The sequence below is a fragment of the Pedobacter agri genome, from assembly GCF_032678665.1.
GTDB lineage: Bacteria > Bacteroidota > Bacteroidia > Sphingobacteriales > Sphingobacteriaceae > Pedobacter > Pedobacter agri_A.
This window is the reverse complement of the sequence record NZ_JAVTSH010000007.1, coordinates 329,282-349,767: the sequence shown is the minus strand read 5'-3', so window position 1 is coordinate 349,767 and position 20,486 is coordinate 329,282. Positions and strand designations below refer to the sequence as shown.

Genomic DNA, 20,486 nt, shown 5'->3' with positions numbered 1-20,486 from the left:
AATAGTATTGATTGTACATTTTGATATCATATTTTCAGAAGCCTAGCGTAAATTTTAACCAAAAATCATTTCAAAAACCTCCTCAATTTTGCTTACTGCTTTAACTTCCAAGTTATATTTCGAAATGTCGATTCCCTTTAAATTATACTTCGAAATGTAAATCGTTTCAAAGCCTAATTTATCCGCTTCCGCGATGCGTTGCTCAATCCGATTAACTGCTCGTATTTCTCCAGATAAACCAACCTCTGCAGCGAAACAACTTTTTGATGATATTGGAATATCTTGCTGTGATGAAATAATGGCAATTAATACGGCCAGATCAATTGCCGGGTCTTCTACTCTAATTCCGCCAGCAATATTTAAAAATACATCTTGCGTACTCAACCTGAAGCCACAGCGTTTTTCCAAAACGGCCAGGAGCATATTCATTCTTTTGGTATCAAATCCGGTAGCAGATCTTTGTGGGGTGCCATAAGCTGCAGAACTCACCAAGGCTTGTGTTTCGATAAGCATTGGCCTTGCGCCTTCAAGCATGGCTGAAATCGCTATGCCGCTTAGTTCTTCATCACGCTGTGACAGAAGAATTTCCGATGGATTCGAAACCTCTCTCAAACCACTTCCCTGCATTTCATAAATGCCCAACTCAGCTGCAGCTCCAAAACGATTTTTAATGGAGCGTAAAATGCGGTAAACATGATGTCTGTCGCCTTCAAATTGCAAAACAGTGTCAACCATATGCTCTAGTATTTTTGGCCCTGCAATGGCGCCATCTTTTGTGATATGGCCAATCAGAAATACAGGAACACCGGTTTCTTTTGCGAAACGCAATAACTCGGCAGTGCATTCCCTTACTTGCGATACACTTCCGGGCGTGGAATCAATATGTGAAGAGTGTAAGGTCTGAATAGAATCAACAACCAGAATTTCGGGTTCCAAAATTTCAATTTGTTTAAATATATTTTGGGTTGATGTTTCTGTTAGGATGTAACAGTCTGAGGAAGGCGTTTCTTTAATCCTTTCAGCCCGCATTTTTATCTGCTGCTCACTTTCCTCGCCAGAAATATAAAGTAGCTTTTTGCCTTTTAAATTTAGCGCCAGCTGTAACATCAATGTAGATTTGCCAATGCCAGGTTCTCCACCAATTAAAACCAGCGAACCCTCTACTAAACCTCCTCCTAAAACCCTGTCTAATTCTTTATCACCGGTTAATATTCTTCGTTCAACAGATGATTGAATATCGTCAACTTTGCTGGGTTTGCTTAATTTTCTGGTGCTCGTTTCTGTTTTCCATGTAGGAACGGAAGCAGGTGCTTTTTCAACGATCTCTTCTACAAAAGTGTTCCACTGACTGCATGAAGGACATTTGCCCAGCCATTTTGCCGATTCATAGCCACAACTCTGACAGAAATACGCGGTTTTTGTTTTTGCCAATTGATTATAGATTTAAGATTTACGAATTTAGATTTTATAAGCCGTAAAAGCTAAGCGACTTTTAAACAAGAAAGCCTGAATAATTATATTCAGGCTTTCTTAAAAATGTGTTTGAGTTATAATTTTATTTCTTCGTCTTTAGAAGAGATGAAGTGAAACTCGTTTAAGTAATACGATGATTGTGACTTCACTTTAATCCACTGGCCGTATTTAAAAAACCAGCGGCGTTGAAGGTTGAAAATTCCTTTGGTAATGTAAGCTTCGATATAAGGGTGCACGCTTAGTGTTACGCCTTTTTCATTCTGCTCACGTAAAATATAATTCAGGTTATTTTCAATATCATCCATTAAAACGATACTCGCTTTAATTTCGCCGGTGCCACCACAGGCAGGGCATTTTTCTACCGTAACAATATTCATCTCCGGACGAACACGCTGCCGGGTGATTTGTACCAAACCAAATTTACTCGGAGGTAAAATGGTGTGTTTGGCTCTATCCAATAACATCAGCTCACGCAAATAATCGAATAGCATTTTACGGTTTGTTGGCTTGTGCATATCGATAAAATCGATTACCACAATTCCGCCCATATCACGCAAGCGCAATTGACGGGCAATTTCTTTAGCCGCCTCTTTGTTTACCTGTAAAGCATTTTCCTCCTGGTTTTCTTTACTGGCAGTACGGTTTCCACTGTTCACATCTATTACGTGAAGTGCTTCGGTGTGTTCTACAACCAAGTAGGCGCCACCCGGTAAGTTTACTGTTTTGCCAAAAGCATTTTTAATTTGCTTTTCTATTCCAAAATGATCGAAAATAGGTTCTTTCTGTTTATAAAGTTTTACGATCTTTTCCATTTCTGGAGAAATATCGTGAACATAAGAACGGATATCATCGAACAACTCTGGTGTGCTCACGTAAACGTTTGTAAAATCAGGGTTCAGAATATCACGAATTAACGTAGATGACCTGTCCATTTCTCCCCAAACTCTTTTTGAAGGTTCGGTAGAAGGTACTTTTTTGATGAAGTTTTCCCATTTCGCAATCAAATCTAAAAGATCTTTTTGCATTTCGGCAACTCCACGTCCTTCAGAAACAGTTCTGATAATTACCCCAAAATTTTGAGGTTTAATACTTTCTATAATCTTTTTTAAGCGATTACGTTCAGTATTGCTTTTAATTTTTTTTGATACAGATATGGTATTGGAGAATGGCACCAGTACCACATACCTGCCGGCAATCGAAATGTCGGAACTTAAACGTGGTCCTTTCGTAGAAATTGGCTCTTTGGCAATTTGTACAGGAAGAAGCATGTTTTTTGAAAGCACATCAGAAATTTTGCCTGCCTTATTGATGTCGGCTTCGAGCTTTAAATTGTCTAATAATGTGCCTGTAACCGAGCCATTACGCTTGATCTTCGTTAGCTTAATTAAAGATTGCACCTGAGGGCCCAAATCAAAATAATGCAAAAATGCATCTTTTTCGTAACCAACATCCACGAAAGCAGCATTCAGGCCGGGCATAATTTTTTTAATGCGGCCTAAATAAATATCGCCTACGGCGTAGTTATTATTGATTTGTTCTTTGTGAAGCTCAACAAGTTGTTTGTCTTCAATCAACGCTATGGTAACTCCGGCAGGAGTCGAATTGATAATTAATTCTTTTACCAACAGCTACAGATTTAAGGCTTTCGCCTATTAACAAATGGATAGTATAAACGCGAAAAACATTGATCCAGCCCAAAGCTTTATATAACAAAAATCATATAAATACTTTAAACCTCACAGTGAATACTGTGAGGTTTAAAGGGCTTTAATCAAAATAAGAAATTATTTTTTCTTATGTCTGTTTTTTCTTAAACGTTTTTTACGTTTGTGGGTAGCCATTTTATGTCTTTTTCTTTTTTTACCGCTTGGCATAGTTTTAAGTTTTAAATGTTTTTATTAATCTGTTAATTAATTTTTATTCTTTAGTTCAGTCACTTTCCTATCAATAAAAGATGATAAGGTTGGGTCTGCCGCTAATTTTTTGCTGTTTAAGTAGGCATCAACTGCTTCCTTGTTTCTGCCTAAATTTTCTAAAGCTGTACCCAGATAGAAATAGGCTTCAGGCGTAGGAGACGTAGCAATTACGGTATTAAATCGTGGAATTGCTTTATCAAACTGACCTGATTTTATAGAGAAAATACCCAAATTCATATTTGCCTTAACATTTTTAGGTTCTTTAGCAACAACTTCAAGCAAGATTGCAATACCTTGCATTGGTGCGCCTAAGCCGTTTACTATAGTTACACCTAAGCCTGTTTTAGCTTCAATGTTTGTCGAATCTTTCTCTAGTGCATTTTTGTAAGAAGTATTCGCTTTCTGCAATAAAGCAGGTTGAGCTAAACTATCTTGCGTGCTCTCAAAAGCTTTTATAAATTTATTACCCGCCGCTACCCACGTTTTTGTTGATGGTTCGCTTTGTGCAACAACTTCTAAATAAAGTGCTGATGGAGTAATTTGCTCAACATCATCCCATTTCTGGGCTAATTGTTTCGCTAGTTCAATTTTCTCTGTACCATTGGCGCCCTTATAACTGTTTTCTAGAGCTGTAATGTCTGTAGCCAAATTTTTGTTTAGCACATTTTTAGCAGCAATAGATGAAGTTTCGATGCTTAGTACTGATGAAGTTGATGGTGTTTCTGCTCCGGCCATTTGACCGCTTGCAGGCATTTTGCCATTTTCTTCTGTTGGTTTTACTAAACCTTTAATGTCTCTTGTAAATAGAAAAGCAACAAGCAATAAAACTGCTCCAATGATAATGATTTGTTTTGATCTTATGCTGCTGTTCATATAAATAAGACTTATGCTTCTACGCTAATTTTTTTAGAGTTACTTTTAACTTTATCAACAAAAACTTTTGCTGGTTTAAAGCTAGGTACAAAGTGTTCTGGGATAATTATTGCAGTGTTTTTAGAGATGTTTCTTGCAGTTTTCTGTGCTCTCTTTTTAACAACAAAGCTTCCGAAGCCTCTTACGTATACATTTTCACCGCCAATCATGCTCGTTTTGATAACCTTGAAAAATGCCTCAACTGTTTCCTGTACATCAACCTTCTCAATTCCGGTTTTTGTTGATATTTCTGAAATAATATCTGCCTTAGTCATATTTACTTATTTATATATATTGTGTTTTAATATTACTACTGTTTTGGGGTTGCAAAAGTATTGCTTTTTAATGAGATAGGGAAATAAAAGATGATTTTTTTATCTGCTAAGTTATCACTCGATTGCAAGATTTTTTTAAAACCAATAATTACACCGTAATTTGCAGCAATGACATTCCAAAATGAACTGATAAACTGGTATCAAATAAATAAAAGAGATCTACCCTGGCGCCATACAAAAGATGCCTATACGATCTGGTTATCAGAGATTATACTGCAGCAAACCCGTGTTGAGCAAGGGCTTCCATACTTCAATAAGTTCCTCGAAAACTTCCCCACAGTAAATGATTTTGCCAATGCAAGCGAAGCCCAGGTTTTGAAGCTTTGGCAAGGCTTAGGTTATTACTCCAGAGGGAGAAATATGCACAAAACTGCGCAATTTGTTGTCAATAATTTCAATGGTATCTTCCCAAACCTGCATGATGAGTTATTAAAATTAATTGGAATTGGAGAATATACAGCAGCCGCAATTTCGTCTTTTTCATCTGGTGAGGCCAGAGCTGTTGTGGATGGAAATGTTTACAGGGTATTATCGAGGTATCTCGGAATTGATACTCCAATTAACTCGCCGGCAGGTAAAAAACAGTTTTTTAAACTGGCAAACGAGTTGCTGCACCAGGCTGATCCTGCATTATATAATCAGGCGATAATGGAATTTGGTGCCATGCAATGTAAGCCGAAATCTCCAAATTGTAGCATTTGCCCATTAAACCAAAGCTGTTTTGCGCTTCATCACCAATTAGTAAATGATTTACCGGTTAAAATCAAGAAAGCTGCCCAAAGGCATCGCTATCTCAATTATTTTATTTGTCGGCAAGGCGATAAAATTTTAGTCAGGGAGCGGCAAGCTGGTGATGTTTGGCAACATTTGTATGATTTTCCAAGTTTGGAAACAGAAACTGAAATAGATTTACATGGTGAGGCGTTTATAACTCTAGTAAAAAAATCATTCGGCCAAGAAGCCGTTTTTACCTACTTATCGGGTAAAAAACACATATTAACGCACCAAATTATCCATTTACGATTTTTTGTATTAAAAAATTATATATTTAACTTTAATAAACAAAAGGAACTTAATTGGGTTTCTTTAGGTAAGTTAGATGAGTTACCGCAGCCAAAAGCTATTCATGACTTTATACTTGAATATCTTTAATTTATCAGGATGGATTAACTAACCATCTTAGCGGGTGTTCATTTAAAAAAGAGAAAAAACTAACCAAAAATATTTATGTCTGGCATTAACAAAGTGATTTTAGTAGGCCATTTAGGCAAAGACCCTGAAGTGCGTCATTTAGATGGCGGAGTAACTGTAGCAAGCTTTCCTTTAGCTACATCTGAAACCTACAATAAAGATGGAAAACGAGTAGAACAAACAGAGTGGCATAACATCGTTTTATGGCGTGGCCTTGCCGAAGTTGCATCGAAATACCTTCAGAAAGGGAAGTTGGTTTACATTGAAGGAAAACTCAGAACCAGATCTTTCGAAGACAAAGAAAAAGTGAAGAAATACGTAACTGAAATTGTAGCCGAAAATTTCACCATGCTCGGCAGAAAAAGTGATTTTGAGCAAAGTCCTTCAACCGTTGTTCCACAAACTACCGAGCCGAAAATCCAGGATGAATTTACCATTGGGCCATCTGATGAAAATGGCGATTTACCGTTTTAGATTTTCATGGAGCGTAAGTACAAGTTAGCACATCCTGTTTTTATTCTCTCTGTAATTATTTTAATCGTTAACGATTTTTATTTAAAGCAAACCTTTCATAATACATTTACGGGAAAGCTGTCAGATTTTGTTGGTCTGTTTGCTTTCCCTTTCTTTTGGAGCATTCTTTTTCCAGCCAAAACTAAGGGGATACACATTTTGACAGGACTTTTGTTCTTGTTTTGGAAATCAGAATTTTCGCAGCCACTGATCGATTTAATCAATCAAACGGGATTGAAAACATTTAGAACGGTTGATTATACTGATTATATTGCACTTGTTAGCGTGTTTCTGTCGTATTATGTTCTACAAATTCCGTTTCGGTTTAAAACGCAATCTGCTTTCCGGAAATTTTTGTTTTTAATTTCAATATTCAGTTTTGTTGCGACGACACAGAAGAGAGATGCACCAACACGTCAGGATAATTTTAAATCAATTGATATTACCAATCAAGGCAATAAAAAATTAACTGCTATCATTCATTTTGAATATCCAGCTGTTATACTCAAAAAAGACAGCACTTTAAATAATGAATTTAATCGAAACGATACGGTAAGTTTAATGCCTGGTAAATCAGAAAGGATTATAACACCGATTATGATGGGTGACAGTTTGAAATTTCCTGATCATTTTAAAATTGTGGTGTTGAATGAAAAAGGGAAGGAAGTCAAAATTTATGATCGGGACTTATTTTTTAAAAGTGCAGATACCACCTATTATAAAGATGGACAAAGTGAGTATGCTGATTTTTGGAGTATTAAGATTGGAGAAAAAATACCTGAAACGCTTGCCGCACATACACTATTTGGAAGATGGAAAACCCTAGCATCTTACAAAAAACACCATACTTTTGAAATCAGGGAACAATACTATTATGATGTAGATCCGGATAGTGATATTGCTAAATATGAAATTCAGGATAGTATAATCACAATCGCTTACCCTAAAATGAAAAGAAGCGGCAAGGTAGAGAAGTTAAATGGTAGGAGTTTAACGGTAAAATGGGATGATAGGGGAACGTTAAGGTACGAAAAACTATATGATTAGACCTGCCCGTTTTGAAGAGCAGGCCTAATGATTTTATTCTACCGTAACCGATTTTGCTAAATTTCTTGGTTGATCAACGTTACAACCACGCATCACTGCTATGTGATACGATAATAACTGAAGCGGAATCGTTGCAAGTAATGGTAAAAATGCCTCATTTGCATCAGGAATTTCAATGCAGTAATCTGCCATTTTTGTAACTTTGGTATCACCTTGTGTTACAATGGCAATTACTTTACCTTTTCTGGCTTTAACTTCCTGGATATTGCTGATTACTTTTTCATACGATGAGTTTTGTGTTGCGATAAATACAACTGGCATTTCTTCATCAATCAAAGCAATTGGTCCGTGTTTCATTTCGGCAGCAGGATAGCCCTCTGCGTGGATATATGAAATTTCTTTCAATTTCAATGCACCTTCTAATGCCACTGGAAAGCCACTTCCTCTTCCTAAAAATAAGCAGTTGGTAGAGTCCTTTATTTTCTCAGCAACTTCTTTAATGATATCATTTGATTCCAACGCTTGCTGAATTTTTTCAGGAATGTTATCAAGCTCGGTTAACAATTCCATCATTTTTGAAGTGGTAATGGTACCTTTTTGTTGCGCCATGTAAAAGGCCATAAGGGTTAATACCGTAACCTGAGCAGTAAATGCTTTTGTTGAGGCAACGCCAATTTCTGGCCCCGCATGTGTGTAAACACCTGCATGAGATAATCTTGGAATGGATGCGCCTGCAACATTGCAGATGCCAAAAATGGTAGCACCACGCTCTTTTGCCATTTCTATGGCCGCCATCGTATCAGCTGTTTCACCAGATTGTGAAATCGCAATCACAACGTCTTTTTCGGTGATAATTGGATTACGATATCTGAATTCTGAGGCGTATTCAACTTCAACCGGAATTCGGGCGTATTCTTCAATTAAATATTCACCAACCAAACCTGCATGCCAAGAGGTGCCGCAAGCTACAATGATAATGCGATCAATGTTTTTCAGCTTTTCCGCATATTCTTTAATTCCGCCTAACTGAACTTTTCCTTCTTCAGGATAAATACGACCACGCATACAATCTTTGATAGATCTTGGTTGTTCGTAAATTTCCTTTAACATAAAGTGATCAAAGCCGCCTTTTTCGAGCATTTCCAGCTTAAGCTCAAGTTCCTGGATTAATGGTGTTTGCACAAAATTGTCCAATTGTTTAACCAAAAGATCATCTTTAGTAATTAATGCAATTTCATTATCGTTTAAATAAATTACATTTTTAGTATATTCAATAATTGGAGTTGCATCAGAAGCAATAAAATATTCACCTTTACCAACCCCTATTACCATTGGACTCCCTTTTCTGGCGGCAATTAATTGTTCAGGATGCTCTTTATCCATAATTACAATGGCATAAGCTCCGCTTACTTGCTGAAGTGCTAGGCGAACAGCTTCTAGCAGATCAATTTCCTCAATTTTTTGAATTTCTTCAATTAAATGAATTAAAACCTCTGTATCCGTATCACTTTTAAATTCATGATCACGCTGTATTAGTTCTTCCTTTAGTGTTGCATAATTTTCGATAATTCCGTTGTGAATGATCGAAAGTTTATCATTATTTGAAGTGTGAGGGTGAGAATTTCGATCTGATGGCACACCATGCGTTGCCCATCTGGTGTGCCCCATTCCAACTGAACCGGAACGATCCTGACTTTCAGCAAATTCTTCAAGCACTGCCACCTTACCTGCTTTTTTATAAATATGTTGGCCAGAATCATTCATTAGAGCTATGCCAGCGCTATCATAACCTCGATATTCCAATCTTTTTAAGCCTTTCAATACTATTGGCCAGGCTTCTCTATGGCCTATATAGCCTACAATTCCACACATAAATTTGTATATTAATAATCGACACGAATATACTAAACAAACGTTTGTTTTAATATAGTATGAGCGTACTACAAAAAAAGCCCTGGCAGTTGTTTAAAACTGCCAGGGCTTTTGTTAAGCACAGATTTATCTTAATTTATTTTGGTATAATAAATATTTAGTTTCATTTTATTAGTTGCATTACCAGCAGAACCAATTACTGCTCTACCAGCTGATGAAACAGAAGAGGTTAGCTGAAACTGGGTTAGTGAAGTCGGAGCCAAAAAAGTCCCGAAATCAGTCAGTTTTTTATCAATTAAATCCTGTACATAAGCGGTTACTACAAAAACATATCTGTTTCGAATTGAATCATAATATCCACCAAAAACAGCATCTGTAAGTTGACGTGAATCGCCGCTGTTACCTTGATTATGGTCAGGAACGTTTGTAGGTTGTTCTGCAATGTCCCAACGATAAAGCGAAAGCCTTGTTGCAGGTGCAAAAGGATTTGCGAATGTTCCGGCACTTAAATCAACAACCAATTCTGCTTTGTTTACAACTGCCTTGCCATAAGTATTGGTGAAGTTGGCTAAGGTAGGAAATGAAATTTTTGTTTTTACACCTGCCAGAGCTTGCAGATAAGTTACGTTATATTGTGTATTTGCATTGGCTGGCAATAATTGTGTGGCAACCTCTGTTCCTGTATAATCATGTTTAATGTTCGCTGCAGCACCCGATGGACTTACAGGAAAATTAACCGTTACAGTATCTCTACCATTGGTGGCATTGTTTTTTTTATAAACCATCTGCAGGTAAGAATTTGTTCCAGTTAGATCCAAAAACGCAATACCTCCAGTGCCTGTAGTAGCAGTTTTGTTTACTTGCGCATATAAACCCTTGAAATAATCTACAAACTTAGCACTTGTAGATGTTGCCGCAGGAGCCAGGTTTAATAAAGTGGTTTGGATAAAATCCTTATCTAATTTGATCCTGATTTGAGCTGGTACGGTTTTTAAAGTATCGGCCTTACCTGAAATAATATCAAAAATTTTGATTGGCGTTTTAGGGAAAATTTTGCTATTAAAACTACCTAACAACTGGCTGTTACGTGCCTGTACATCAGAGCTTTTAAAATTGGTAACCTTATTTGTAAGCTGATAAACGTCAATGCTGTATTTTGTGCTCGCCGTATCGCCATAAAACTGAGTACCCAGGTTTAGCACCAATATCGCTGAATCTAAAACAGGTGATGTGCCAAAATCGAAACTGGTGGTGCTTGGAACAACAGTCATGGCTACACTTGATTCTGTTTTGCCAAAAATAGGATCAACCATATAGCCTAGTGGATAACTTCCAATGCTAGCGGTAGTCACATCGCCTTCTTTTATCGTTTGCGATTTTATGGGTTCATTGTTTACCAGTGTACCGGTAATCGCAGTGCTTGGATCTACGTCCAAACCAACACCATCCGGATTTTTACACGACGCAAAAAGAAAAAGACCTATCAACAGGGTTAATAAGTCTTGTTTTGTAAATTTCATATTTAAAATAATAATACCTAATTAAGCAACAGAAACCAATTCATCATTTGAAATTTCTTCGTAAAATGAATAGAAGTTTTCAAAATTCTCGGTTAAGTTAAAGGCTAATGTTGGCTTATTGGAATCTTTAACAAATTTTAACACATCTTTGTCTAAGTTTTCATCTGCTAAAACAACTGCGTCTGCGTGTGTTACAGCTCCGATGTGCATGCTGTTACAATCTGATGGTAAGAAGGCTTTTGTATCTTCTTCAGTCATGTTAGCCATTACCGCTTTCTTAGCGAAATTGGCGTTTAATTTTTCTTCAAAACAATCTTCATAAATAGAATATACTACTTTAGAATTTTTGAAAGTAGGATCGTTTTTATAAGTTGTTTTAATGTAAGCGGGTACTAAAGAACTCATCCAGCCATGACAGTGAACGATATCCGGAGCCCAACCTAATTTTTTAACAGTTTCTAATGCGCCTTTGCAAAAGAAAATTGTGCGTTCATCGTTATCGTCGAAAAATTTTCCACTCGCATCTCTAAATACTTGTTTGCGCTGAAAATACTCTTCGTTGTCTAAGAAATAAACCTGCATACGTGCAGCGGGGATGGATGCTACTTTAATAATTAAGGGATTATCATTGTCGTCAATAATGATGTTCATTCCTGATAAGCGGATTACTTCGTGTAAACGATTTCTTCTTTCGTTGATGTTACCAAATTTTGGCATTAAGATGCGGATTTCAAATCCTTTTTCTTGCATCGCCTGTGGTAATTGACGTGTGATTTCAGAAATTTTAGTAAGCTCGAGGAAAGGCGACATCTCGTGTGTAACAATCAGCAGCTTCGTTTTTGCCATCTCCATATTCTAAGAAAATATTAAGTTAAATAAAAGATAATGAGCGGCAAAGATAAGCATAATAATACTATTTATCAATATAGACAAGCATTTGTTTGGTTTCGTTTGGATTATTTTACACCTTTACCACTTTAATTTAGATTGTCCAATTGGAAATATTTAAAACCAAATCAGCACTGGAGGCTTTTTTAAAACCTCTCAAAGCATCAGGTAAAAAAATTGCGCTCGTACCCACTATGGGTGCTTTGCACAACGGGCATATTTCGCTAATCGAGCTGGCCAAAGCAAACGCCGATGTTATTATTTGTAGCATTTTCGTTAACCCTACACAGTTTACCGATCCTAAAGATCTGGAAAAATATCCCCGCCCGATTGAACATGATTTAGCGATGCTCGAAGAGGCTGGTTGTAATGGTGTTTTTATGCCAAATGTAGTTGAAATGTATCCGCAGGGAGCTGATGAAAACTGGCATATCGATTTGGGAAAAGCAGAGTTTCTTTTAGAAGGTGAATTTAGGAAAGGGCATTATCAAGGCGTGACACAAATTGTAAAAAAGCTTTTTGATGCCGTTGATCCTGATGTAGCCATGTTTGGTCAGAAAGATTTTCAGCAGGTTTTAATGATTAAAAACATGCTTGCTCATTTTAATCTGCCTATTAATATTATTACTTGTCCGATTATTAGAGAAGATGACGGGTTGGCGATGAGCAGCAGAAATATTCACCTTTCTCCAGTTGATCGTGAAAATTCGCTCGTCCTAAGCAAGTCGCTTCAATATGTTGCAGATCATTTTAATGATTTTTCATTAGATGAGCTTGAAGAAAAAGCCAAGCAGTTTTACCAAAACATTGAAGGGGTAGAATTAGATTATTTTACCATTGCCAATGGAGATACTTTAGAAAAAGCAAAATCAAAAAATGAAGGCCGTTTAGTAGCTTTAGTGGCAGCAAAAGTTGGCTCAACCAGATTAATTGATAATATGATTATTAAGTAATGAATGAATTTTGAATGAGCGGATGATTGAATTCAGTACAGCTACATTCTCTCATCCTATCCTCCACTAATTCTCTCATTCATTCTAACTTTATTACTAACTTTGCCAAATGATTATCACAATATTAAAATCCAAGATACACCGTGTTAAGGTAACTCAAGCCGAATTGAATTATGTTGGTAGTATTACGATTGATGAAGATTTGATGGATGCAGCCAACATTATAGCAAATGAGAAGGTGCAGATCGTAAATAATAATAATGGCGCTCGTTTTGAAACTTATGTGATAAAAGGGGAGCGTGGCACAGGTACCATTTGTTTAAATGGTGCAACTGCTCGCCTTGCCCAGCTTGGCGATGTTTTAATCATCATGTCTTACGGTGCGCTTCCAATTGAAGAAGCTAAGCAATATAATCCGATACTTGTTTTTCCTGACGATAATAATCACTTGCTAAAATAGATCTTGATTATAAACCTCAAAACAGCGATAAAATATGTAACCCTTTTTTCTATCGGAATCTGGGTTTTATATTTAGCGTTTAGAGGTCAGGATTTAGGAAACATTTGGCTGGAAATCAAGTCTGCTAACTATTTTTGGGTGGGTGCTTCAGCACTATCTGTTTGGTTTGCTCATGTATTACGGGCTTTACGTTGGCGGCTGCTTTATCAGGCGATTCATTATCCGGTAAGTTTTTCAAATGCCTATCATGCGGTAATTATTGGCTATCTGGCAAATTTGGCTTTGCCACGTTTTGGCGAAATTGTTCGCTGCAGTATCATCCACAAAACTGAAAAAGTACCTATGTTCGCTTCAATAGGTACAGTAATTACCGAAAGGCTTTTTGATGTATTGGTCCTTTTTTCTACGGCAGCAGCCATGTTAGTTTTCCAGTATGATTTAGTTTCGGGCTTTATTCACAATGTGCTGGTTAAAGGAATATCAAACAAATTAGCCAGCCTTAGCTTACCAGGGATGATTACGCTGGCAGTTGTTGCGGTACTGTTCATCGCTTCTTTAGTTTACTTTCTCCGGCGAAGGTTTGGCAAAAAGTTCCTGCGGGTTTTTGTAAACTTAAGACAAGGATTTGGCTCCTATAGTAAACTTCCACAAAAAGCCCCTTTTTTGTTATACACCCTGGCGATTTGGATTTTTTATTTCTTATCCATGTATTTCGCTTTTTCTTCCGTTAAAGCTACTTCTGGTTTGCATTTTAATGCCGCATTCACTGCAATTGTATTTTCTGGGTTTGCCATGGCAGCCCCAGTACAAGGAGGTATAGGCGTATTTCACTGGGTTGTTGCCCAGGCGCTCGTTTTATACGCCATTTCTTTTAAAGATGGTTTAGCTTATGCAACAATCATACATTCATCACAGCTGTTATTAATACTAATTTTAGGTAGCTCAAGTCTCCTCATTTTATTTTACAAGAATGCCCGTAGGTTTACAAATACAAAATTCAAATAAACTGATGTAATTTTATTAAACCATTGTTTTCCTTTGAGTTATATGTGTAAATTGCTTCACAAAGTTGTGCTGATTTGTTTGTTTTGAATTCAAATTTCTTATATTTAATTATCCTAAGCTAACCACTTTTTTCGCTCGCCCCATCGTTAAAAACCCTGTTCTTATCAGGGCTTATTGTTCCTTTAAGTTTTGGCTGGGAAATACTTTAATCATCCAATACCAAAAATAAACTTGAGGAACAGGCATGAGCCAAACAATCAAAATATTTATTTCTTCATCAATCAAATTTGTTGGTTTAAGGGATTCTATTCGTTTGTTTTTTGATAAAAAGAATAAAATATATAATGGAAGGATCTTTTTCGAAACAGTTGTTTGTGAAGACTTTGATAACCATATAGCAGGTGGTTCGCAAAATAAATACAATGATTCAATAAAAGAGTGCCAGTATATGCTGCTTTTTTATTCGAACCGGGTAGGCATATACACCCGCGAAGAGTTTGCTGTTTCAACAGCTGGTCATATCAAAACATACATTTACAAACTTCCTGATGATATTTCGTCAACATCAATAGCCGATGCGGATAGTGTGAAGCAATTTAGTGCAATTTTGATGGGGTTGAATTATTTTCAGGAAGAGGCTGAAAATGTTGATCAGCTACTGAATAAGTTCTACCATGCTGTAGAGAGTAAAGTAATTGTTGATTTAGTGGCAAACCCTGTTATGAATGTACAATCTTTTCTATCGAAGAAGTTGTATCGGATTAACAGAGAAGATCCAATCGCTTACTTCAACGCAAACCTTAAGAATAATAAGGAAAAAAGCTGTACACTTTTCTTTTATAAGGCCAAAAAGCGAGACCAGCCAAATTATTATAATTATCGCCTGGATGAAATGCTGAATCAGGATCAATCCAAACTAACCACTTCCTTCAAATATATCGATCTCAATCGCATTTTTCAGCCCGATGAAGATGTAGATAAATGGTTGATCAGGTTTTTGGATGAATTTAATAATGTGTTCGATTCTAAACTGAACTTGGCCAGCAATTATGCTTCATCTGGCGAATTTATAACTGCTTTTTACGATTTGCTGAAATGTAACGACACCTGCAACTTAATATTGCCATTTCGCCTCGTGGGCCAATTGGAATTAAACGACCCGTTTTTGGTTAAGAATATCATCGATTTTTTAAAGTTATTCGATTTTAAGAAAAACAATGGCAACGGCATTTTTCTGCATTTTGTTTTTAATCTCGATATCGATGAAGAAAAGGAAACCCTCTTTTACAACGAAGTTAAAAATGAATTTAACGTTCAGGATTACACTACTTTAAAAGGCATTAATAAAAGAGATTTTGACCAATGGGCCGAGCTTTATACCGATAATGGGTTTGAACAGGAAGAGCTTGTTGATAAAATCATTGAAGCTTTAAAAAGCTTCAACAATCCCTTGCCCACTCAAATGGCTTATGTAGAGCGGGCAGTACAAAAAGTAATCACCAATTTAAATCAATCAGCAGTTTAGCTAATCACTCATATTATGAAAATAATAAAATTAACCAAAGCTCAGGATATTGGCAGTTATCAACCATCAGATGCACTGGTTTCTGTTCAAAAAATGGCCATGTCGCTAGGAAGGCCGTTATTACTGGCAGGGAAACCCGGAGTTGGTAAAACCCAGTTTGCGCATTGGGTTGCCAATCAAAGCTTTGAAAATTTCAATAAAAACGTTTTTCAGTTTAATACCAAATCTACATCGGTTTTTGCTGATCTGTTTTATGAATATGATGCTGTTTCACACTTTCGTGATGCAAACATCAAAACCGCCGCGGTAGCAAACGATGCTAAAACTGCTGCGGATTATATTACCTTAACAGCATTGGGTTTTGCTGTTTTATGCGCCAAGGGGTTAATTGTTGATGATGAAGAAATTCAAAAAATCATCAAACAGTCTAAACAAAAGCTGAAGATTGGCGATGCTGATCTGAGGGCAAAATCAGTGGTATTGATTGATGAAATAGATAAGGCACCAAGAGATTTTCCGAACGATTTACTTTATGAGATAGAAAATCTTTCTTTCTCCATCAAAGAAATAAATAAAACCATTACACTAAACGACCAGGAAAAGGAAAATGTAGTGATTATTTTAACCAGTAATGACGAAAAAAACCTGCCTGATGCCTTCTTAAGGCGATGTCTGTTTTATTACATCGATTTCCCATCAGAAGCAGAATTGAAAGCCATTGTAGCAAAAAAACTAACTATAAATGGAGTTGATTTTACAGCAAATGAACGCGATGGCCTAGATGAGAAGATGTTTTGGTTTTTTAAAATTTACGAAGCAAAAACCATTGATAAAAAACCATCAACATCCGAATGTATCGATTGGATTAACTATTTGAAAGAACATGACCTGCTTGATAAAAGTATTCAGCAATGCAAAAACTCATTCTCTTGTTTAATTAAAAAGAATGAAGATTTACAGGAATTGAATAAGCTGTTTCCTGATTTGGTGGCCAAAAATGTTTTAGACAATTATTAAAAGCCTCAAACCATGCCGCAAATTGATGCTAAACTTATTGATGAATTCCTTTACACCGAACTAAAAGGTAGAGGATTTTCAATTGATGTGGATGATTATGTGGTAACTGCTCAAATTGTTGAAGCGCTTAAAAATAATACTACTGATGCTGATCGGTTAAAGTTTGTTTTGGCTGCACTGGTTTGTAGAAACGCTGATGAACAAAAGCATTTTTATCTCTTGTTCGATAATTTTCTAAAAGAAAAAGAAACTAAAATATTACTGCAACAGCAGGAAGAAACTGAGTTAAGGACTGCTGCCGCTGCTATACAACGGAAAAAAACATTTAAATTTTTAGCCATTAGTCTATTGTTTGTACTGGTAGCTTTTTTCGTGCTGTTTTTACTTATTCCAATATCGAAAACAAAATATCTGACAGGTTTTGATGAAGATCTAATTTTTCCGAAACAACACATTACTGTTGGCGATTCCGTTCAATATTCTTTAAAATCAAGCTATCCTGCTGTTCAGAAATTTGGCGTGAAGCAAACATTACATCAGAAATACTTCCATCCTTTAGTAGATACTACCGGCATTACAGCGAAATGGAATTTGAAAGATACCACTGTTCAGAACCATTCGGACTTTAGCTATGCGTATCAGAAAACAGGCATAAAGCCAATTGCGCTTCAAATTACAAAACATGATCGCACTACCAATTTATTGAAAGATACCATTACGGTTTGCGATGGTTTGCCGGTGGTAACTTTTGATCAGGCTATTAAGGGAAAAAAAATAGCCTTTAAAATTGATAATCCTGAGAATAGGGCAGTAGTTTGGAAAATTGATGGCAAAGCGGTAACAGGTGGAAACAGGGAGTTGGACTATACATTTGATTCCGTTCGGGTTTATCAGCTCAATTGCAGATACCTTGATCAATTTTGTCCTCATGATAGTGTAGGCATAATTGCGGTGAATGTTATCGATGCAAATCAATTCACCGTTTCAAACAGCCAAATGGGTAACATCAAATCAGCAGTTACTCCAAAACTTAAAAGTTTATTTTATTGGTCATATGACATCATTGGTTTTTTTTTAATCTTAATGATCTTAACCTACTCTATTCCCAGACTATATCGCAAATATGAAAACACACAACTTGGTTTTCCATCAATCTATAGCGGAAAAGAAACACAATATTTAAAAAATGTTGAGCTCCCTGACTTTACGGGTAGCAAAGAACCATTGGATATTCAGTTTAATAATAAAAATAAATTAATAAGAGGTAAAGAGGCAATCGTAAAAATGGCGTTTAATTTAAAGCGAAAAATTGAATCCGATCAGTATTACTTAAACCTAAAAAAAACAAGTCTGGCAACCATACGCAACCTGGGCATGTTTACGCCAGTTCTTCAAAATAAAAGTTCGAAACGCAGCTACCTTGTTTTGATTGATAAAACCCATGAAAAAAATGTAGGATTTAAGCTTTTTCAGTATTTGGTGAGCCAGTTGTTAAGTCATCAGGTAGATCTGGATATTTATTATTATTACAAAAGTCCGCTTCGGGTGTTTAAAAAACACATCGACGATTCCGTAAATATCAATTATTTGAAAAACCAGTACCATCAATCTATTTTGATGATTTTTGGAGATGGCCATAATTTCATTGATGCTGTTTTGCCAGAAATTAATGCGGAAATAGAACATGCCTTTTCGTTTTGGCCATCGCGTTTGCTGCTCACTTCTATTCCAGTGCTCGATTGGTCTTTAAATGAAAAAATATTAGGTAAATTTTTTCACCTCCTTCCTGCTGATAACATAGGCTTGTTGAAAACGGTAGAGGTTTTACTAAAAAAGGAATACAAACAGGTTAAAGATACCCATGTTTTAAAAAATTATAGTGCCAACTTTATCGAATTTGAAGAAATCGGAGAACTTGATGAATATCTACATAACGAAAAAATGTTACAATGGATTGCCGCCATCGCTTTGTACCCAAAAGTTACCTGGGAGATCATTTTAGCTATCGGCGATAGGCTAGACAACGAATTGGTGACGTATGAAAATCTTCTTAAAATTTGTAGAATAGACTGGATTCAAAAAGGGATTTTTCCATCAAGAATAAGATTGGAATTGCTTAAGCGGTTAACAATTGAGAATGAAATCATCGCTAGAGAAACCCTTGTAAATTTATTGGAGGGTGAAACCGAAGTAGAACCAGGTTCATTTGCAAGTAATGAAAGGCGCTTGCAACTTATTGTGAATAAATTTGTTTTATACACCCATAATGCACAGAAATATAGTGCTTTCGGGCCTGTAGAAAAGGAATTTTTATTGCTCTACAACCAGCAAAAGCTTAGGGATATTCCGCTAAATATCTATCTAAAAGGAATTGACCCTGATCATAAAAATGACACCTGGGAAAATACCCTTCGCAATCGGGATAATAAAATTGATAATCTTGAGGCCTATAGTAATCAAAAACTGGGCATTACACCTAAAGAGGAGATTCGAAAAAAAATCCGTTCAAACCTTCTTCAAGCTATTATAATATTGGGTTTTTTATTTGCTTCACTCACGATAGTTGGTTTTGTAAAGCCCAATTTCTCGATGCTGGTTAATACTGAAACAAAAGCAATTCAGAATTGGAAAATCGCATTTCAAAAAGACAGTTGTTATAAAATTTTTAACCCGAATAGATTAGTTATGGCCGCGGGATCAAAAACTATATTTGATACGGTTTTAGTCAACCGTGATTCGATACACTTGAATAATTTACCCAGTGTTGCAGGTAAGGAAATTCGTTTTACATTTATTTCTTCTGCTGGCCTTGAAGCAGCAACATCAATGGTAATTTCTAGCGATCAGGTTAAGCTGCAAATCTCTGGAAATTGCAGGGAAGTAATTCCTGGAAATCCGGTATATCTTCGCTATTATCCTGAAGGATTAAAAGATAGTGTAGTACTTTTTCAAGTGCAACTGCAGGCAGAAAAATATGCCGTAAATAACACACTAGATCTAGAACTGACCGCGAAAAGCGAGGTAAGGTATGCCCTGGATGCTGACCGCAAAAGAGCTGTAAAAGTTGCCTCAGATGCTTCACTATTTTTTAAACGGGATATTCAGGCAGTTAAAGTTGAATCAACACATGAAAATCAGATTGAAGTTTGGATGTTAGGGAAATCATTGCCAACAATAGTAAATATCCAATACAATGACTTAACGCAGAAAACCTTTGCAACCAGGCTGCAAAGAAGCTTACAAAAATCGGGATACAAGGTAGAGGAAATTGTGCAGGGAGCGTTTGATTGGGGCAACGAGGTAAGGTATTATGATGACAACAAAAGGGGGGAAGCGGTAGCCATCCTTAAAATTGTTCGGAACGGTACCTTAGGGGAAATGACTACTAAAAAACTACAACTCAGTCTTCCTGAAAAAGATAAAAATATCATCAAAGTCTGGTTGAAAAATTTGCAGGATCCAACATCATGTAAATCGTACATGTCCAATAATGGTGCAACCATCTATTTTAAGACAGGAGAAAACACCGTTTCATCTGAATCGCAAGGAATATTAGATCAGCTCACAAAGAAACTGATGGATAGTCCGAGTGGCAACATTTCAGTTCGCGGCTATAGCAACAGTGAAAAAACAGCAATGCAAAATCTTGTGCAGGCTAAAGAGTTTGCAAACGCGGTGAAAACCTACCTGGTGAAAAATGGAATAGCGGAATCTTCAATCAATACAATATCGGATAGTGAGGTGACAAGGGCAATTAAAAACCCTTGCGACGATAAGGTTGTAATTAGCATTTCTACATCATCATCTAAAAAGAAATCAAATAGAAAAATGCCAAACAATAAGTATTAAATAAATTGCT

The 20,486-nt window shown here is 36.4% G+C and carries 16 protein-coding genes; 9 read left to right on the top strand and 7 right to left on the bottom strand.

Translation table 11 applies throughout. The features are described from left to right. Positions 1 to 54: 54 nt before the first annotated feature. The 4 genes from radA to R2Q70_RS16260 all read right to left on the bottom strand — a co-directional run bounded on the left by radA (position 55) and on the right by R2Q70_RS16260 (position 4,576). On the bottom strand, positions 55 to 1,431 hold the full coding sequence (radA, locus tag R2Q70_RS16275; protein ID WP_316808606.1) for a DNA repair protein RadA: 1,377 nt from the start codon (positions 1,429 to 1,431) through the stop codon (positions 55 to 57). Between the two features lie 116 nt (positions 1,432 to 1,547). Continuing rightward, positions 1,548 to 3,098, bottom strand: coding sequence for an Rne/Rng family ribonuclease (locus R2Q70_RS16270; RefSeq protein ID WP_316808605.1), 1,551 nt, complete (start codon positions 3,096 to 3,098; stop codon positions 1,548 to 1,550). 285 nt (positions 3,099 to 3,383) lie between these two features. Then, positions 3,384 to 4,262 (bottom strand): tetratricopeptide repeat protein, encoded by an 879-nt coding sequence (locus R2Q70_RS16265; RefSeq protein WP_316808604.1) that lies wholly within the window; start codon positions 4,260 to 4,262, stop codon positions 3,384 to 3,386. Positions 4,263 to 4,273: 11 nt separating this feature from the next. After that, positions 4,274 to 4,576, bottom strand: a complete 303-nt coding sequence (locus R2Q70_RS16260) for an HU family DNA-binding protein (RefSeq protein ID WP_010601128.1) — start codon at positions 4,574 to 4,576, stop codon at positions 4,274 to 4,276. A 168-nt stretch (positions 4,577 to 4,744) separates the two neighbouring features. Between R2Q70_RS16260 and mutY the strand changes: the two genes are divergently transcribed. The 3 genes from mutY (at position 4,745) to R2Q70_RS16245 (ending at position 7,387) form a co-directional block, all read left to right on the top strand. Then, on the top strand, positions 4,745 to 5,788 hold the full coding sequence (gene mutY / locus R2Q70_RS16255) for an A/G-specific adenine glycosylase (protein ID WP_316808603.1): 1,044 nt from the start codon (positions 4,745 to 4,747) through the stop codon (positions 5,786 to 5,788). Between the two features lie 75 nt (positions 5,789 to 5,863). Beyond that, positions 5,864 to 6,301 (top strand): single-stranded DNA-binding protein, encoded by a 438-nt coding sequence (locus R2Q70_RS16250; RefSeq protein ID WP_316808602.1) that lies wholly within the window; start codon positions 5,864 to 5,866, stop codon positions 6,299 to 6,301. Positions 6,302 to 6,307: 6 nt separating this feature from the next. Then, positions 6,308 to 7,387 carry a hypothetical protein gene (locus R2Q70_RS16245; RefSeq protein WP_316808601.1) on the top strand — a complete coding sequence of 360 codons (1,080 nt, stop codon included), beginning with the start codon at positions 6,308 to 6,310 and terminating at the stop codon, positions 7,385 to 7,387. A gap of 33 nt (positions 7,388 to 7,420) precedes the next feature. On the opposite strand, the gene glmS is transcribed toward R2Q70_RS16245, so the two are convergent. From glmS to R2Q70_RS16230, 3 genes are all read right to left on the bottom strand, one after another. Further along, a complete protein-coding gene (glmS, locus tag R2Q70_RS16240; RefSeq protein WP_316808600.1) occupies positions 7,421 to 9,259 on the bottom strand; it encodes a glutamine--fructose-6-phosphate transaminase (isomerizing) in 1,839 nt (612 codons plus the stop codon). 131 nt (positions 9,260 to 9,390) lie between these two features. After that, positions 9,391 to 10,779, bottom strand: coding sequence for a DUF4270 domain-containing protein (locus tag R2Q70_RS16235; protein ID WP_316808599.1), 1,389 nt, complete (start codon positions 10,777 to 10,779; stop codon positions 9,391 to 9,393). A 21-nt stretch (positions 10,780 to 10,800) separates the two neighbouring features. Beyond that, positions 10,801 to 11,625, bottom strand: coding sequence for a glycogen/starch synthase (locus R2Q70_RS16230; protein ID WP_316808598.1), 825 nt, complete (start codon positions 11,623 to 11,625; stop codon positions 10,801 to 10,803). A gap of 149 nt (positions 11,626 to 11,774) precedes the next feature. Between R2Q70_RS16230 and panC the strand changes: the two genes are divergently transcribed. The 6 genes from panC (at position 11,775) to R2Q70_RS16200 (ending at position 20,476) form a co-directional block, all read left to right on the top strand. After that, entirely contained in the window at positions 11,775 to 12,620 is an 846-nt protein-coding gene (gene panC / locus R2Q70_RS16225; protein WP_316808597.1) for a pantoate--beta-alanine ligase, read from the top strand. Positions 12,621 to 12,729: 109 nt separating this feature from the next. After that, positions 12,730 to 13,080 (top strand): aspartate 1-decarboxylase, encoded by a 351-nt coding sequence (panD, locus tag R2Q70_RS16220; RefSeq protein ID WP_316808596.1) that lies wholly within the window; start codon positions 12,730 to 12,732, stop codon positions 13,078 to 13,080. 3 nt (positions 13,081 to 13,083) lie between these two features. Beyond that, positions 13,084 to 14,085, top strand: coding sequence for a lysylphosphatidylglycerol synthase transmembrane domain-containing protein (locus R2Q70_RS16215; RefSeq protein ID WP_316808595.1), 1,002 nt, complete (start codon positions 13,084 to 13,086; stop codon positions 14,083 to 14,085). Positions 14,086 to 14,329: 244 nt separating this feature from the next. Further along, a complete protein-coding gene (locus tag R2Q70_RS16210) occupies positions 14,330 to 15,610 on the top strand; it encodes a hypothetical protein (RefSeq protein ID WP_316808594.1) in 1,281 nt (426 codons plus the stop codon). A gap of 15 nt (positions 15,611 to 15,625) precedes the next feature. After that, positions 15,626 to 16,627 (top strand): MoxR family ATPase, encoded by a 1,002-nt coding sequence (locus R2Q70_RS16205; protein WP_316808593.1) that lies wholly within the window; start codon positions 15,626 to 15,628, stop codon positions 16,625 to 16,627. A 12-nt stretch (positions 16,628 to 16,639) separates the two neighbouring features. Continuing rightward, on the top strand, positions 16,640 to 20,476 hold the full coding sequence (locus R2Q70_RS16200) for an OmpA family protein (protein WP_316808592.1): 3,837 nt from the start codon (positions 16,640 to 16,642) through the stop codon (positions 20,474 to 20,476). Positions 20,477 to 20,486 lie beyond the last annotated feature (10 nt).

Excerpts from the sequence above, each read along its gene's own strand:
- R2Q70_RS16265 (WP_316808604.1), bottom strand. The coding sequence starts at position 4,262 with ATGAACAGCAGCATAAGATCAAAACAAATCATTATCATTGGAGCAGTT.
- R2Q70_RS16260 (WP_010601128.1), bottom strand. The coding sequence starts at position 4,576 with ATGACTAAGGCAGATATTATTTCAGAAATATCAACAAAAACCGGAATT.
- mutY (WP_316808603.1), top strand. The coding sequence starts at position 4,745 with ATGACATTCCAAAATGAACTGATAAACTGGTATCAAATAAATAAAAGA.
- R2Q70_RS16250 (WP_316808602.1), top strand. The coding sequence starts at position 5,864 with ATGTCTGGCATTAACAAAGTGATTTTAGTAGGCCATTTAGGCAAAGAC.
- R2Q70_RS16245 (WP_316808601.1), top strand. The coding sequence starts at position 6,308 with ATGGAGCGTAAGTACAAGTTAGCACATCCTGTTTTTATTCTCTCTGTA.
- glmS (WP_316808600.1), bottom strand. The coding sequence starts at position 9,259 with ATGTGTGGAATTGTAGGCTATATAGGCCATAGAGAAGCCTGGCCAATA.
- R2Q70_RS16235 (WP_316808599.1), bottom strand. The coding sequence starts at position 10,779 with ATGAAATTTACAAAACAAGACTTATTAACCCTGTTGATAGGTCTTTTT.
- R2Q70_RS16230 (WP_316808598.1), bottom strand. The coding sequence starts at position 11,625 with ATGGCAAAAACGAAGCTGCTGATTGTTACACACGAGATGTCGCCTTTC.
- panD (WP_316808596.1), top strand. The coding sequence starts at position 12,730 with ATGATTATCACAATATTAAAATCCAAGATACACCGTGTTAAGGTAACT.
- R2Q70_RS16210 (WP_316808594.1), top strand. The coding sequence starts at position 14,330 with ATGAGCCAAACAATCAAAATATTTATTTCTTCATCAATCAAATTTGTT.
- R2Q70_RS16205 (WP_316808593.1), top strand. The coding sequence starts at position 15,626 with ATGAAAATAATAAAATTAACCAAAGCTCAGGATATTGGCAGTTATCAA.
- R2Q70_RS16200 (WP_316808592.1), top strand. The coding sequence starts at position 16,640 with ATGCCGCAAATTGATGCTAAACTTATTGATGAATTCCTTTACACCGAA.